15 protein-coding genes are annotated in these 16,538 nt (G+C 43.0%); 5 read left to right on the top strand and 10 right to left on the bottom strand.

What is annotated here, in order from left to right; genetic code table 11:
- Positions 1–30: 30 nt before the first annotated feature.
- On the bottom strand, positions 31–852 hold the full coding sequence (locus IE130_RS11450) for an NRDE family protein (RefSeq protein WP_189586037.1): 822 nt from the start codon (positions 850–852) through the stop codon (positions 31–33).
- Positions 853–1,173: 321 nt separating this feature from the next.
- On the opposite strand from IE130_RS11450, the gene lgt reads away from it, so the two are divergent.
- The 3 genes from lgt to IE130_RS11435 all read left to right on the top strand — a co-directional run bounded on the left by lgt (position 1,174) and on the right by IE130_RS11435 (position 3,619).
- Positions 1,174–2,058, top strand: a complete 885-nt coding sequence (gene lgt / locus IE130_RS11445) for a prolipoprotein diacylglyceryl transferase (RefSeq protein ID WP_189586033.1) — start codon at positions 1,174–1,176, stop codon at positions 2,056–2,058.
- Positions 2,059–2,121: 63 nt separating this feature from the next.
- Positions 2,122–2,982 carry a thymidylate synthase gene (locus IE130_RS11440; RefSeq protein WP_189586030.1) on the top strand — a complete coding sequence of 287 codons (861 nt, stop codon included), beginning with the start codon at positions 2,122–2,124 and terminating at the stop codon, positions 2,980–2,982.
- 64 nt (positions 2,983–3,046) lie between these two features.
- The gene (locus tag IE130_RS11435; protein WP_189586028.1) at positions 3,047–3,619 is read left to right on the top strand and encodes a dihydrofolate reductase; all 573 of its coding nucleotides are present in this window, start codon (positions 3,047–3,049) and stop codon (positions 3,617–3,619) included.
- Positions 3,620–3,700: 81 nt separating this feature from the next.
- On the opposite strand, the gene uvrC is transcribed toward IE130_RS11435, so the two are convergent.
- Both uvrC and IE130_RS11425 read right to left on the bottom strand, forming a co-directional pair.
- Positions 3,701–5,545 (bottom strand): excinuclease ABC subunit UvrC, encoded by a 1,845-nt coding sequence (gene uvrC, locus IE130_RS11430; protein ID WP_189586024.1) that lies wholly within the window; start codon positions 5,543–5,545, stop codon positions 3,701–3,703.
- Positions 5,546–5,698: 153 nt separating this feature from the next.
- On the bottom strand, positions 5,699–7,225 hold the full coding sequence (locus IE130_RS11425; RefSeq protein WP_189586021.1) for a DUF3360 family protein: 1,527 nt from the start codon (positions 7,223–7,225) through the stop codon (positions 5,699–5,701).
- Between the two features lie 518 nt (positions 7,226–7,743).
- On the opposite strand from IE130_RS11425, the gene IE130_RS11420 reads away from it, so the two are divergent.
- Positions 7,744–8,307 (top strand): DUF4442 domain-containing protein, encoded by a 564-nt coding sequence (locus IE130_RS11420; RefSeq protein WP_189586018.1) that lies wholly within the window; start codon positions 7,744–7,746, stop codon positions 8,305–8,307.
- Between the two features lie 209 nt (positions 8,308–8,516).
- Here IE130_RS11420 and rplS read toward each other — a convergent pair whose 3' ends face one another.
- From rplS to rpsP, 4 genes are all read right to left on the bottom strand, one after another.
- Positions 8,517–8,939 (bottom strand): 50S ribosomal protein L19, encoded by a 423-nt coding sequence (rplS, locus tag IE130_RS11415; RefSeq protein ID WP_010197927.1) that lies wholly within the window; start codon positions 8,937–8,939, stop codon positions 8,517–8,519.
- A gap of 202 nt (positions 8,940–9,141) precedes the next feature.
- Positions 9,142–9,906, bottom strand: coding sequence for a tRNA (guanosine(37)-N1)-methyltransferase TrmD (trmD, locus tag IE130_RS11410; protein WP_010197929.1), 765 nt, complete (start codon positions 9,904–9,906; stop codon positions 9,142–9,144).
- Between the two features lie 77 nt (positions 9,907–9,983).
- Positions 9,984–10,517 (bottom strand): ribosome maturation factor RimM, encoded by a 534-nt coding sequence (gene rimM, locus IE130_RS11405; RefSeq protein ID WP_189586014.1) that lies wholly within the window; start codon positions 10,515–10,517, stop codon positions 9,984–9,986.
- Between the two features lie 165 nt (positions 10,518–10,682).
- On the bottom strand, positions 10,683–10,952 hold the full coding sequence (rpsP, locus tag IE130_RS11400; protein ID WP_010197931.1) for a 30S ribosomal protein S16: 270 nt from the start codon (positions 10,950–10,952) through the stop codon (positions 10,683–10,685).
- Positions 10,953–11,444: 492 nt separating this feature from the next.
- Between rpsP and IE130_RS11395 the strand changes: the two genes are divergently transcribed.
- A complete protein-coding gene (locus IE130_RS11395) occupies positions 11,445–12,920 on the top strand; it encodes an ATP-binding protein (RefSeq protein WP_010197932.1) in 1,476 nt (491 codons plus the stop codon).
- Positions 12,921–13,281: 361 nt separating this feature from the next.
- Here IE130_RS11395 and IE130_RS11390 read toward each other — a convergent pair whose 3' ends face one another.
- The 3 genes from IE130_RS11390 to IE130_RS14450 form a co-directional block, all read right to left on the bottom strand.
- Entirely contained in the window at positions 13,282–13,461 is a 180-nt protein-coding gene (locus IE130_RS11390) for a hypothetical protein (protein WP_026037138.1), read from the bottom strand.
- A 154-nt stretch (positions 13,462–13,615) separates the two neighbouring features.
- Positions 13,616–15,304 (bottom strand): ATP-binding protein, encoded by a 1,689-nt coding sequence (locus tag IE130_RS11385; RefSeq protein WP_189586011.1) that lies wholly within the window; start codon positions 15,302–15,304, stop codon positions 13,616–13,618.
- A gap of 331 nt (positions 15,305–15,635) precedes the next feature.
- Positions 15,636–16,352, bottom strand: coding sequence for a response regulator (locus IE130_RS14450; protein ID WP_010197939.1), 717 nt, complete (start codon positions 16,350–16,352; stop codon positions 15,636–15,638).
- Between the last annotated feature and the right edge of the window lie 186 nt (positions 16,353–16,538).

Genomic DNA, 16,538 nt, shown 5'->3' with positions numbered 1-16,538 from the left:
TAAAAAACGTAGATATTAATGTGGGCATTTTTATTTGGGATTTGCAGGATGATTGCATTTATGGCTGATAAGTTCAGCAAGGATTTGTTTGTCTGATGCCCTATTTTGGCGTAAGGTTAAAATACTTTGAGTCCGTGTTCCGTAAGTGGGTTTGCTGGTTTCAGCATTGCCAAAAGCAACTGGCTCGATATAAACAGATGACAAGGTTTGCTCAATCTCAGTGCTCATACCCGTCTCTGGTAGTTGGTCCACCGGTGCTTTCGTATTATCTGACAATACATTAAAAGCAGCCTCTTGCCAGTACTTAGGTGAGCTGTCCTCAGCAATCAAGGGTAGCACTTCTTGCCGCAGCCTGCCACGTAGACGCTCGGTTTTAAACCAACTGTCCTCCGGCTGACCATTAGAGATGACATGAAGTCCTGCATGTAATGGCGTGGGTGCATGACCGCGATTATTAACGATGACGGCTTGTGCCGTATCACCAATAATAAGATTGAACCCAGCATAATCTTGCAAATTAATACTTCGGGCAAAATCCATCGGGCTTAAATCTCCCGTTAAAAACTCAGTCACGAGCGCACCACGTGAGCGCTCATCACTGCTTGCTTGCACACCATCACGAAAGTTCAATACCGCAGCCCAACGTCCATTCTGCTCAAAAAATCCTATCTTTTTTTCTTGATGAATACCTAGCCATGTACCACCGCTTTGCTTATCACGGCCAGCATAAATAGGCTGATCAGACCATTGATGTAGCGGCTCAGTCGGACGCTGCAAAAACTCATCACGATTAGACAATAATACCAATGGCAACTCATCAAATAACTGCCAAGCAATAGCGACGATACACATAGCGTTCCTTTTATAATAATTTTCTGTTGTACAAGTACTTGTTAGCGAAGGTAAAAGACGTCCTTTAAGGTTTTATTTGCTAATCAGGTCTCATCAGCCGTTATTTCTGATTTTTGTCACTCAAAAGCGGTGGCGTTGATAAATGTAGATGCATGATGATTCCTCAGAAATTAATGCAATTTTTTCATCTTATCGGGTTTTTTATCGCTTTGCTATTCATTCAATCATCCATTCACTCATCCATTCACTCATCATAGTATTCGCAAGGGACGAATTTTGCTATTATAGTCAGCACTTTATTATCAATATTATGATGCCCTTATGATGATTCATCCTCAGTACGATCCTGTAGCATTAGCAATTGGACCCGTCGAAGTCCATTGGTATGGGCTGATGTATTTACTGGCATTTGCCGCCGCTTTCGGTCTGGCATGGTATCGCAGCACCAAACGCGATAATTGGACCACTGATATGGTCTCGGACTTAGTATTTTTTGGGGCACTCGGCGTCATTTTGGGCGGCCGTGTCGGCTATGTCTTGTTCTATCAGTTTGGTGAATTGCTACAAAATCCAGCCTATCTTTTCAAAGTCTGGGAAGGCGGTATGTCATTCCATGGCGGCTTGATCGGCGTCATGCTTGGTATGCTGTATTTTGCTCGTAAGTATAAAAAGACACCATTCCAAGTACTAGATTTTGTCGTGCCATGCGTACCGACGGGTTTATTGTTTGGCCGCATTGGCAATTATATCAATGGTGAGCTGTGGGGGCGTGTCTCTGATGGCGGCTATAATTGGTTGACGTATTTCCCGCAAGCCGCGTCTTTCGATATGCAGCAGTTACAGACCAATCCTGAGCTGCAAGAGCTAATGACCGAAGTTAATGGTCAGTATCTGCTGCCGCGTCATCCTTCACAGCTATATGAAGCGCTTGCTGAAGGTCTATTGCTGTTCTTATTCTTATGGTGGTATTCATCGAAACCCCGCCCTCGTATGGCAGCGACCGGTATTTTCATGTTAGGTTATGGCTTTAGCCGTTTCATTATTGAATTCTTTCGTCAGCCAGACATCGACCAAGGGTTCATCTTGTTAGGCTGGATGACCAAAGGGCAAATACTAAGCGCCCCAATGATAATTATCGGCTTTGTCTTGTTAATTTATGCCTACAAACGCGGCATCTATGACTGGGGTAAGCAAGCTGCTTATTAAGAAGTATTTTTAGTCGAGTATCGGTTTTGACAATGCATTTTAATAATGCAAAAGAGTATTTTTATGATCAATAACAATAATGAGCAGGGCTATTTAGACTTGCTCAAACACGTTTTGACCACAGGCACTGAAAAAGGCGATCGTACTGGCACTGGTACGCTCAGCCACTTTGGCGCACAGCTACGTTTTGACTTGGCGTCAGGGTTTCCGCTATTAACCACCAAAAAAGTCCATTTTAAATCCATCGCCTATGAGCTATTTTGGTTTTTAAGTGGTAGTACTCACGTCGATTATTTACAAGCCAATGGTGTACGCATTTGGAATGAATGGGCTACTGTAGAGCAGACGGCTCGTTTTAATCGTCCTGCTGGTGACTTGGGCCCTGTCTATGGTCATCAATGGCGCAATTATGGCGCAACCAAAGATGAAAACGGCAATTACCATGCGGATGGTGTCGATCAAATCACCCAAGTCATCGAGCAAATAAAAACCAACCCCAATTCACGCCGTTTGATTGTGTCTGGTTGGAACCCTGGCGAAGCAGATCAAGTCGCCTTGCCGCCTTGTCATACCATGTTTCAATTCTTCGTCGCGGACAATAAACTGTCGTGCCAGCTCTATCAGCGCTCAGCAGATTTATTCCTAGGTGTGCCGTTTAACATTGCCAGCTATGCCCTGCTTACCCATATGGTCGCGCAAATTTGTGGTCTAGAAGTAGGCGAATTCATCTGGACGGGTGGTGATTGCCATATTTATCAAAACCACCGTGAGCAAGTTGAGTTACAGTTGACGCGTTCGCTATATACACTGCCAACGTTGACGCTTAACCCTGAGGTCAATGACATTTTTGCCTTCAATTATGACGATATTAGCGTTGAAGGTTATGAATCCCATCCTGCTATCAAAGCAAAAGTTGCGGTATAGCATCTGTCTGATTGACTGATTCAAATAAGATTAGCATTGTAAAAGATAATAAAAAGGATACGTTATGAGTTATGCCCACACCGAAGTCGCCCAAATCGCTGCTATCAGTAGTAATCGCTGTATCGGTAAAGACAATGCGCTGCCGTGGCACATCTCAGCGGACTTGCAGCATTTCAAAAAGATGACAACCAAAGATAGTGATGGTGCTATTAAAGGTATCGTCATCATGGGGCGCAAGACCTTTGAATCAATGGGCAGCAAGCCTTTGCCAAATCGAGTAAGCTTTATCATCAGTACTCAGATGGATTATGCTGAACAAAAAGGCCTTGTCGGTAAGACCAATGCTTATGTCACGCATAACCTAGATGATGCTCTCACACAAGCGGCCAGTCTGGCGCATGGCGCACATTTGGATACGATTTGGGTGATTGGCGGTGAACGCGTGTTTAAAGAGGCGATGATGTATACCGATCGTATTGAGCTGACCCATGTAGATACTGAGATCGCTGATGGTGAGGCTTTTTATCCTGAATTGCCAAGTGAGTTTGAAGCGGCAGAAGAGTCTGAGCAGATGCACGATGAAAAGAGTGCGTTGGACTTTAAATTTGTGACTTATAAAGTAAAAGCTGCTGAATAACTGTCACCTGCTCATTAAAAATGATTGAAAAAAGGGCTGTCTTAGATATTTCTAGGACGCCCTTTTTTACAATCAATAAAACTACTCATGCAACACTTTATAAACGGTTTTCGCTAATACCGGACCAATACCTTGCACTCCAGACAGCTCTTGTTGAGACGCACCAAGCAATTGCTGCATACCACCAAAGTGATTGAGCAAATCACGACGGCGCTTTTCGCCCAGTCCTGGTATCACTTCTAATACTGAGGATGAACGGCGCTTATCACGCTTTTTACGGTGCGCCGTGATCGCAAAACGATGCGCCTCATCGCGAATATGCATCAATAAATGCAGCGCTTTGCTATCCATTGGTAGATCTAGCGGCTCATGATCGATAAAGTGCAATACTTCAAGCCCAGCCTTGCGCCCTTCCCCTTTTGCCACACTAATGAGCAAAGTATCACCAAGAATACCCAATTCAGTTAATACTTCTTTGGCAATACCAAGCTGACCTTTACCACCGTCAATGAGCAACAGATCTGGCAACGGCTGCTTCTTATAACGCCGTGTCAGCACTTGTTTCATCGCTGCATAGTCATCACCGCCTACGATGTCATGGATAGCATACTGACGATAATCACGGCGACGCGAGCCACCTTGGTCGAATACCACACAACTACCAATGGTCGCTTCACCCATCGTATGTGAGATATCAAAACACTCAATCCGATCAATGGTGCGCTCAGTGACATCGGCCAATACATCTTTTAGTGCACCAAAGCGTGCATGCAATTCTAAATAATCACCCAGCTTGGTTTTTAGCGCGTTATTCGTGTTCAATTTTGCCAAATCTAACCACTCTGCACGATGTTCACGTACATTGGTTTTGATGACGACTTTGCTACCAAAGTGCGTGGCTAAAGCTTCGCTCACCGCCACCTGATCCGGTAGCTCATGAGTTAGCATAATTTCTGCTGGCAAGTCATCGGTTACTTGAAAATAGAAAGAGGTAATAAAAGCAGATAAATTATCTGCGAGCGATTCACTGCTGTCGACATCAGGGAAATAGTTCTTACCACCCAATACGCGCCCGCCACGTACGGTTAATACGTTGACACACGTCATGCCTGCCTGACTGGCAATCGCAATCACATCGGCCTCGCCTTGTACGGTATAGACAGCTTGCTTGGCCTGCACTTCACGCAGCATAGAGAGCTGATCGCGATAAAATACTGCTTTCTCAAAATCTAACTCTTCAGCTGATGCTTCCATTTTTTCAATCAGCGTGGTGTGAATATCGCTAGAATCACCCTTCAAAAAGCGAATCGTATTATTAACATCTTCTGCATACTCTTCTGCTGATACCAAGCCGACACAGGGCGCACGGCAACGTTTAATCTGATACTCAAGACAAGGACGCTTACGTTGCTTGAAGAAAGTATTGGTACATTGACGCATTTGAAACATTTTTTGCATCAGCACCAGTGTCTCTTTTGCTGCATGAGCAGATGGAAACGGCCCAAAGAATCGACCCTTTTGATGATTGCCTTTACCGCGACCATACGCCAATCTTGGATAAGGCTTGTCGGCTGAGATAAACACATAGAGGTAAGATTTATCATCCCGTAGCAACACGTTATAAGGTGGACGATATTCTTTAATCAGATTTTGCTCAAGTAACAGCGCTTCTGTCTCACTACGTGTGATGATGGTCTCAATATTATGAATTCGCGCCACTAATGCTCGTGTCTTTGGATGATCGATCGTCTTTGCAAAGTAGCTGTTTACGCGGCTTTTCAGTGATTTAGCCTTGCCAACGTATAAGATATCACCGTTTTTCCCCAGCATTTTATACACGCCTGGCAAATTTGGTAGGCGCTGAATTAAATGCTTAAGACGGGCTTTTTTATCATCGATAGGACTCGATTCTGAGACATTAACCATAGAATTCATTGCTCTTAAAAGTCTTATAATACTGCTAGTTATGGGGCGGGAGTCATTGTTTTACAAGCCAATTATTATCATAGTATCACCCATAAAAAAGCCAGCTTTCGCTGACTTAGTTTGTTCTATTATCGTTTATTCAGCAACATACTACTAATGACGGAAGTTAGCCATTAAAGCTGGGATGCCTGGCAACATACCAACGATAGCCATCACGCCAGTCAATACCACAAACATAATACCCGGTATGATCCAGCGGCTCATTTTAGTCAAATTGGCACTACGTTCTTTAGAGCCAATCAAGCCCAAGTTATCGAGCAATAGCGTGAGCGACCAACCAAACGCAGGATTTACCAGTGCAGAGGCAAACACCACAATCGCAGCAGACTGGGTCGTTTTTCCTTCGCGAGTCATCTCCATGCCAGCTTCAAGCAGTGGGATAAATACCCCAACGATCAATGCCACACACATCACTGGCTGCCAGATAGCCAAATCCATTGGATAGCCCCAAACCCCTGCGATAATACAAAACAATGCCGTCAATAAGGCACCGGCAGGAATCGGACGTTTGGCAATCGCTGCTGGGACAATATAGGTGCCCCACGATGATGCAAAGTTAGCACCGCCCAATACAGAGCCAACTACCTGACGAAACGAAGCGCTAGTCATTGTGTCATCGATATCCATGAGCACTTTTTCAGTACGTTTAGGATAGCTGATTTTTTGGAATACCTGATGGCCTAAAAAATCTGGTGACCACATAGCAACTGCCAAAATAGCAAATGGCAGTACAATAATAAAGCTCTCAACTGTCGGTAATCCTAGCATCCAACCAGTATTTTCACCCCACCAATACATCGGATTCATATTCGGCAGACCTGGTGCGGTTTTGAACTCAAAGGGTGCGCCCAATGCAAAAGCAAGACCACCACCTAAGACACAGCTTAGCGGTACAGCAAGCCAGCGTTTTTGCCAGTGCTCAAGCAATGCATATAACAGGATAGTGGCCAAAATAATGAAAAAGGCAATATGCGACATGCCGATACTCTCTGACCATGCAAACAAGTTTTTAACCTGTGAGGTCGTCCCGATAAACCCTAAGTAAATCAAGAGGCCACCGCATACACCTTTACTGGTTAAATTGGCTAGCAAGCTTCCCCCTTTGCTAATAGCAAGCAGTAAGCCAAAAGCACCGATGAGCAGACCAAACGCCATTGGATGGCCACCAGCAGCTACAACAATAGGAATAAGTGGAATAAGGGGGCCGTGAGTACCTGCGAGGTTGGCTGTCGGGAGCAGAAAGCCTGAAAATAAGATAATAAAAAATGAAACAATTAATAGCTCATAACGAACGTTTTCTAAAACAAACGCATCGCCCAAACCAAGTGGACCTGCAAATGTTGCAGCAATCGCACCTACCATAACCACTTTGCCAATCGTTGCGGCCATTGCAGGAATAGTGTCTTCATATTCAAAGCGATAATCACGAAACGGTAAATTGGGACGCCAGCGTTTGGGCTGCATGATCTGCAATTCATGATTCAGATAATCATCACGACTATCAAAGCTTGAACTTGGCTTGTGCAAATCGACATAGCTACCTAATGACTCTGTGTCGTAATCTGACGGGTTTGACGGCTGTTGATTAGACCCTGGAGAAGGGATCTGAGTGTTACTCATCACATTTCCTTGTGTCGACTGAGGCTTTGGTTAACTGATAATTTAATAGTGAAACTTTATGTGACTAAAGCGTTCATTAAAAATTGCAAGCTATTGTATGACATGAGAACTTGAAATGCGAACTTAGAACCATTTAAAGATACTGTGTATCTCATTATAATATATAAATTAAAGTTTCTATTTAGCACGATATTGAACTTAATAGGAAACCATGAGGAAAAAACATATCTAATATAGGCTTTAAATTAAAATAAATGACCTTTTTCTTAACAATCATCTATATTTGGACATTAGCTATCACATAAATAAATACTAAAGATAATTATACTAAATAGATTATGGTAACTTTAAAGTAACCATAGAAAATCCATGTCAGTTACGCTTTAAGGCTAGCGGTCTTGGTGTTTTTTACTTATGATAAATACCCCCTAATGATTATGCGCAATACAAATATCTTTTAAATAATCAGCTGTATTAAAACAAATAGAAAAACTTAGAAGCAATAACAGGATAAGTTCATGCGTTTACTACCATCCAATTTTGAGACATTAAAACGTCGGGCTAAACAAAGCATCATGCCATTACTGACACCACATTTACTTAAGCTACGCATCAATACCTATGCGCCTTATATCGGTGCAGGTATCAAAATCGATCATATCAATCTAGATCAAGGTCTGTGCGTCGTCAGTATGGGACTTAATGCTTTGAACAAAAATATCGTCGGCACTCAGTTTGGTGGTAGTTTATATTCGATGGTTGATCCATTTTATATGATTATGCTCATGCATCAATTGGGCAGTAGCTACGTGGTGTGGGACAAAAGCTCACATATCGACTTTGTCGCGCCAGGTAACAGTAAAGTGATCACTCGGATGAAAATCCCCAGTGCTGAAATCATCACTATTCAAGAACTGGCCAAAGATGGTGATGCGGTCTTTCGTGAATATCAGGCCGATATCTTTGATGATCAGCAAAAACTGATCGCCACTGTCACCAAAACTATCTACATCCGACTGCGTAAGTACAGCAAATCTAAAGACCAAAGTAGTCGTATAGATAATTTTGATGATGAAGGTTAAAGCGTACTGAACATGTCATTTTCAATTCAAATTTAAAACCACACATACAAAAACCCCAACCTAGCTTTCGCATAGATTGGGGTTCCGTCTTTTTTGGTATGGCCCGCTTATTTATAAATAAACCTATGAATAAGGGCTTGTATCTACTCTCGCCTTACCTATCATTAACCGTATAATCATACAGCTAAATAGGCATGGCAAACTTGTGCTTAAATACCAGGTGCAGTATCAACTGCATCAGGTACGCCAGCGCTAGTTTTTTTCTTAGCAACTGGACGAGCACCAAGTTTTTCGCGGATACGGGCTGATTTACCAGAGCGTTCACGTAAGTAGTATAGTTTCGCACGACGAACCGCACCACGGCGTTTCACTTCGATGCTTTCAATGATTGGTGAATGCAGTTGGAATGCACGCTCAACACCGATACCGCTTGAGATTTTACGAACGGTAAATGCTGAGTTTAGACCGCGGTTACGCTTAGCAATTACAACGCCTTCAAAAGCCTGTAAACGCTCACGCTCACCTTCACGTACTTTTACTTGAACCACAACGGTATCGCCGGGTGCAAAGTTTGGGCGCTCAAGCAATTGAGCGTTTTCGATGACCTGAACCAATGGATGCTTGTTGCTCATGAGAGTTATCTCCTCACATTAGATAATAGAGGCTTAACGCATATCACCTGTTTGTAATAATTAATCGCATCTCTTTATAGTGAGACACAACGTAAATGGGTTATAACCAACGGCCACTATGCGATGACTCGTTTTATTAATGCTCAAAATTCTATTTCTTAACCGTTTATCAAATGTGACAAAAAAACCAGATTTCAACAATCTATTTTTTATCTGCTTTTGCCAATGCTTTTAACCACTTCGCTTGCGCTACCGTCGGTGTGAACGCTTGCCATAAGTCTGGACGACGCGCTTGCGTGCGACTGACTTGCTGACTAAAGCGCCACTTAGCGATATTGGCATGGTGACCTGATAGTAATACTTCAGGAACAGCCATACCCGCAAAATCATGCGGTTTCGTATAATGTGGACAATCAAGCAAGCCATCGACGAACGAGTCTTGCTCAGCTGACTTGTCGTCACCCATGATATCTGGCAAACGACGTATCACACTATCCATCATCACCATTGCTGGCAGCTCGCCACCAGTCAACACATAATCACCCAGCGATACTTCCATATCGACATATTGCGCCAGTAAGCGCTCATCAATACCTTCGTAACGACCACATAATATAATCATGCCATCGTACTCAGTCATACTGACCACACTACTTTCGCTGAGCGTTTGTCCTTGTGGCGACATATAAATCACCGGACAATGCTCACTGTCGACACGGCAGCCATGTTGACTCGCTCGCAGGCGCGCATCCTCGATAGCTTTTGATAATGGCTCAGCCATCATCACCATCCCAGGACCGCCACCATAAGGGCGCTCATCAATACGGCGATAGTTATCAGTGGTATAATCACGTGGATTAATGCATTCAATCGTCACTTGCTCTTGAGTGACTGCTCGCCCCGTGATACCAAACTCACGAATCGTCGCAAACATCTCAGGAAAAATACTAATGACGGCAAAATACATCTGATGTCTACTTGCATTGTGGCTAAAACAATCGGTATGACTACCAATAACACTTGGCTAAAAAGCCAGATATTATATTAGTAATCACTTTGCCATGTAACCAGCACTGTTTTTTCGGCTATATTGACCTCTACAACAGTTTGCTTGTGCCATGGAATCAGGCGTTCTTCCTTATCTAAACTGTCTGAATTTGCCGCTACACGCATGATAGCGTGGGCGCCAGTTTCAAACATTTCAGTGATATTGCCTAAATATTCACCCTGCTCGTTCATCACGCGCAGACTGACCAAATCCGACCAATAATATTCGTCTTCAGCTGTTTCAGGCAGAATGTTTTGCTCGACCCAAACGGTAACACCGTTCATGGTCTCAGCAACATTACGGTCAGGAACTTGCTCAAATTGAGCCACGATTCCTGTCCCTTGCTCACGCCATGCCTTTACAGTCAAAGGTTTCATGCCAGTGGCAGTTTTCATCCACCACGGCTTCATATCGAATATCGCTGTGCGATCATCCGTCTCACTGAATACCCAAAGCCAACCTTTGATGCCGTAAGGCTTTTTGAGCTGACCAATTTTCATAAGGGCACTAGCGTTTGGAACAGATGACATAGCAGCTAACCTAACAATGATTAAAACAGCAATTGCAAAAACAATTGTGTCAAAAGCGATAAACAGTTAATGGCGCACCCTGGTGAGACCAGTTACGCTATGTATTCTAAAGTCTACTGAGTGAGATCATAGTCAGACTATAAACGTCTCAGTAATAACCTAAACTTAAGCAGTTGCTTCAGTTTGAGCTACAGACTTGTTGTAAGCTTTTGCTAATGAAGCAACGCGATCTGAAGGTTGTGCACCTTTAGCGATCCACGCATTGTACGCTTCCATGTTCAAACGTACTGCTTCTTCAGACTCTTTAGCGAGTGGGTTAAAAAAGCCGATGTTTTCAATATAGCGACCGTCACGCGCGCGGCGTTGATCAGCAACAACTACTTGATAAAATGGGCGTTTCTTGGCACCGCCCCGTGCTAAACGAATAACAACCATGTGAATTCTCTCTTTCGCAGGTATACCAAAAAGGGCATAATTATATCACAGTCTTTATTTGTTGAAAACATAAACTGTGCTTATTTAATTATTTATTAACAATAGCTTAAATGCACCTATATGTAAATTAAAATTATGAATCGTCAACGATTATGTAGCCTCGTTCTTGTGCGCTTAATTCTATTAAATCGCTAAAATACTGTTAGGTGGCTTTTTTACGTTCTATTTAGGGCATGTCATCAATTAGCACATGGATACATTTAGAGGTCTTTAAATAGCTAAGTGTAATTATGCAAATTTGAGCCACCAGCGTAGTTACTTGATTGTGCTACCCTACCGCCCTCTATAATGGTCTAATAAAAACAGTCTACAATAGACCTTAATCCCCAATGTCGGCAACGTGCTTGATTGATTAACGATAAAAAAATATTGAAGTTTGTGAAACACGACTTTATTTTATCACCCTATTATTTATCTACGCCTTGGACTCATATGATCATCCCAAACCCCAAACCACCTCGCAAAGGTTGGCTGCCACGCTCCTATTCGAACAGTTGGTTGACCACTTTGATGGTGGCCTTCATTGTCCTTATCAGTGTCGGCTTATCGATTGTGTTTTTTTGGCGCAGTCTGTATTTGCCAGAGCTAAAAAATCATGCGCGTTATCTGACCAGCGAGCTACGTTTGATGAATAGCGTCAATAGAGACTGGCAGGATAATCCCAAAGTACGGCAGTGGATATATCAACATTCGCACGTGGTGGTGGTCGACAATCCCAGTGACTTCCCACAAGTAGCAGATAAAGCGTTTGTGGGAGTTTTTACCGATGTATTGCAGTACGAAATCGGGGCACAGTTGGGTCGACCGGTTGAGGTCTATTTTAAATTCAAACCAACGCCGCAGCTTTGGGTACAAGACAGCCGTGACACCAGTTTTTGGATTCGTGAACCCGTGGTTTACTATTCGCAATATAGCCCAGGATTGTTAGTACTATTCCTCATTGGATTGCCTATATTATCGCTGCTGACCATTATTTTATTAGCCCGGCAATTGAATCGTCCACTGCGTTATTTACAGCGTGCGGCGACCAATTATATTCGCCTTGGTCACGCTACTACCTTGCCGACACGCAACGGCCCTACTGAAATTCGCCAAGTAAATATGGCGTTCAATCGTCTATTTACCACACTCAATCAAGCACAAAAAGAGCGCACGATTATGCTTGCGGGTATCTCGCACGATTTGCGTACACCTTTGACTCGTATGCGCTTGACCGCAGAGATGCTACCGGATGATTTTTTTCGCGAGGGTTTGATTTATGATATTGAGGATATGGATGCGATTTTAGAACAGTTCATCTCATTTATGAAAGATGGCTCGGATGAACCAGTGCGCCTGACCAATTTAGACACCATATTTAATGAAATCATGGTGCAATTTGCGCCAATGAAATTTATTTATCAATCGGAATGTGACAAAGTAGTACCAGTGCGACCTCTCTCGATTAAGCGCTTGGTCATTAATCTGGTCAACAATGCCAATCGGTATGGCAAGCCGCCTATTTATCTTTCAGCGACGGTCGTACCAACGTTCATAGAAACAACTGAAGTAGAAGACAGCGACGTGGTTTCTGAAAATGAAGTCAATAAAGAAGCTCAAGAGCAGCTGATGATATGTGTAAGGGACTGTGGTGATGGCGTAGCAGAAGATCAATTAGAGCGCATCATGCAGCCTTTCGAACGCGGTGAGACAGCACGTACCACCCAAGGTAGTGGACTGGGTCTGGCGATTGTTGACCGTATTGCACGGTTACATCATGGTACGGTTGAGGCAATCAATCATCCTGAAGGCGGACTACAAGTGTGTGTGCGTATCCCTTTGCTATCCAAGGTAGCAGGAGAGCAGACATTAGCGGCTAATACAGATAAAACGTCGAGAGCAGATACTACCTTTAATAAAGACCTATAAAAAATTGACAAAAGACAATTTCATAATCGTCTTCAAAAGTTGGTGTGATAACTTAGGGCGTGTTGAACATTCGACCATGGCACTGACAGATACTATTTTTTAGACAGTTCGACGTCAAAAATAGTAAGTTTAGTCATTCTAAGCGTCTGTTTTTAACAATGAAGTGGCAAAAAATAGTCCTGTCTCCCTTTGTTGGTATTAGAGCTGATGTTAAAACTGCTCCATACTGCGTTGTAAACCTAGTTAAGGCTCTAGCATTACCGTCGTTTTACGCCTTGTCTGGAGCAGTTTTAGCGATCAGCAGTGCCTATTTGTCAATGTTCAACACGCCCTAACTGTTTCAATATTTAGGCAACAAAAATTATTCCCGTACGCCGATAATCGGTGGAATATACTCAGCACTATTAGTGAACGCTAGGGGCTGAGTAATTTCATCCTGCGCGGCTTTGAGCGTTTGAGTCGTGGTTGGCTGCTGTAGAAATAAATAATAACCCAGTGTCAACGCATTCAGTAGTACCAAACCACCAAATAAATACGGCATCCTCTGCCCTCCTCTATTTTACAACTTATAAAACCTGTTATTACAGGTTTGCTACCAAAGCATCTCAGCTTAGTTCACCATATATTGAGCGCTTAGTCTATTTTTTGCTGGTCAAAATACTCATAATTTTACAGACATAAAATAGCTGCTTGCATTATTTAATATCAAAATCACGGTCGCTTTTTTCTTGGGTTAATTGATCAGCAGCCAGCACTTGCGTCAAAGGTTTGATAGGCCATGTCATCACAAATCTAGCACCGCCAAGATCACGGCTTTCGTCTACCTTCATACTGCCATTAAACCAAAAGGCAATACGCGACACAATAGACAGTCCTAGACCATAGCCACCAGAGGCTCGTGTACGGCTGTCATCTAAGCGTGAAAATGGAATAAATACTTTTTCGCGATCAGCCTCTGCAATACCTTGACCATCGTCCTCCACGCTGACAAAAGCATTGCCCTTTTTGACACCCGCACTAATAATAATGGTCGTTTCTGCATAGCGTAAAGCATTACCCGCAAGATTTTGAATGACACGGTGCAAATATCGTCTGTCTGCTACTGCTGTTACTTTGGCATTTGGCAGATTGGCGACGATTTTTATAGGCTTACCTAAGGCATTGGTTTCGCGCTCAATCTGTTCGAGCAATTCTTTAAGGTTCACCGGCTCTAGGTCGAGTTTTGGCGAGCCTTCTTCAAGCTTAGCATAGGTCAAAATCTCATCAATGAGGCCATTGAGCGACTCAATATCCTCGTCGATATAATCACGCTGCATAAAACGTGAGTCTTCGTCATCGGTATCTGCTAGCATATCGACAGCAAAGCGAATACGAGCCACTGGCGTACGCAACTCGTGAGATACCGCGCGCGTCAGCTCTCGCTGCGACTCAATCAAACGCTTAATATGCGAGGTCATGGCATTAAACGTCGCTGACAGACGTGCAATTTCGTCTTGCCCAATGACCTGTACTTGGATATCAAGGTTGCCTTGGCTGACCTCATTAACACCGACTTGGATCAATTGTAATTTACGCTCGAGCGGAAAAATAAGCGCATAGACACCCAGACTGATCAAAAACATACTAATTAGAATCATACTGATAATCAGATTAAGCGGGAACCAATTGAACAAAGGAACCGGCCCAATCAGAATCGCCATATCGTTGATTTCAGATGGCACAATAATTTTGATAGATGAGTTACTTTTACTGCTATTGGTGTCTTGCAATAAAATGACCACTTCATCGCGGCGCAGACGCGCCATCTGATCTGTGTCCAACTCAAGCGTATTGACGGCTTTAAATGCCAAAGGAAAAGAGAACTTTTCTTCCAATTCAGCCAAGCGAGCACGCTTATCCGACAGCGTTATATGATAGGACAAATCATCCAGTAGGAACACGGCAATGGCACGTACTTGCTGCTCAGTGACTTGAGTAACTCTAGCGGTCAACACGCTTTTACTGTTTGGTAGACGATAATAAACGTCTGCGTAGACGGGCTGACTCACATAACGCACAACGGTATTGCCGTTCTCAAAACGTCGCAATTCGCTGGCATTAAAATCGACTTTTTCAATCGGCACAACACTAAAAGTCGCGCCAAACAAACTACTGGCATCAGACAACCAGTACTCACGCTGCATCTCATTGTCTTGGTGTGCAATTCCTTCGCTGACCAAATGAAAAGCACCTGTTGCCATGCTTTCACGGTAGGATTGCACGCGCTCTTTATTGATGGTATCCATCAATAGTTGAGCAAATAATGCCACACACAAACAGACGATGAGTAGTCCAGCATAAATACGGACAAAAATACTATGTTTTAAAGAAGAGACTAATGACATACGTGCCGTGACCAACTTAGTAAATAATAACGACTGATAACATTTAGCATATAAATGACGCAATATTAATGATATCGAGCATCGTTGAATAGAGATAAACCCTGACCGCTATGTTTTGATTTTATGTGCCAGTAACCTGATTACCTATGCGCATCACATCTATTTAGTCAGTATCTATAATAATGGCTTAATTAAACCACATAACACCACATTTAAGTTCAAAAATTAAGATTTCGCCACAAAAAAACCAGCATCATTGCTGGTTTTTTTATCTGACTTACACTAACAATCAATCTTTGCATAAGCAAGACTGGCTAATTCAGTTAATGAATTAGTTGCCTTCTTTGACAAATAAATAACCTTTACTACGTACGGTTTTGATACGTTTTGGATTTTCTGGATCATCACCGATTTTTGGACGAATACGCGAGATACGTACGTCAATCGAACGATCTTGACCATCATACTCAATACCACGTAGACGCTCAAAAATATCTTCACGAGAGAGAATACGACCAGCATTAGAAGCCAGCAACCACAAAAGATCATATTCAGCACTGGTAAAATCGACCAACTCATCGCCTAAATTCACTGAACGACCACCGTTATCGATGACCAATTCGCCAAATTCTAAGCGTTGTGGCACATCTTCTGATGGTGCATTTTCCGAGCGACGCAATAAAGCACGAATACGGGCAAGCAGTACACGCGGCTGAGCAGGTTTGGCGACATAATCATCGGCACCCATCTCAAGACCCAATACCTGATCCATATCTTCAGTACGTGCAGTCAACATCAAGATAGGGTTCTGATAGTGCGGACGGACCTCACGGCAGACTGTAAGCCCATCGCTACCAGGAAGCATGACATCAAGCACGACCAAATCTGGTTGTTCGTTGACAATGCGGCGAATGGCACGATTGCCATCAGTCTCAATTGCCACTTCTAAACCGTTTTTCACCAAGTAATCTTGGGTCAACATGGCCAGACGCTCATCATCCTCAACAATCAAAATTCGGGGGGTGTTGTCTTCTTCAGTTGTTGTCATTGTTATATCCTCTAATACATCTAATTTAAAAGCAGTAAAAGTAAGAGCGGTAAATTAATAGCGCCATCGAGTGGCACAATTGATGTTCGTATAGCTGTTACAAACTTGGTAGGACAGTATACTATTAAACATACAGCTTCCTATACTATAGCTTATAGTCGTTAACAAAACCTATAAACTACGACT

It is taken from the genome of Psychrobacter glaciei (assembly GCF_014652895.1).
In the GTDB taxonomy this organism is placed as follows: Bacteria; Pseudomonadota; Gammaproteobacteria; order Pseudomonadales; family Moraxellaceae; genus Psychrobacter; species Psychrobacter glaciei.
The sequence above is the reverse complement of the archived record's forward strand: the minus strand, read 5'-3'. Positions and strand labels throughout refer to the sequence as shown.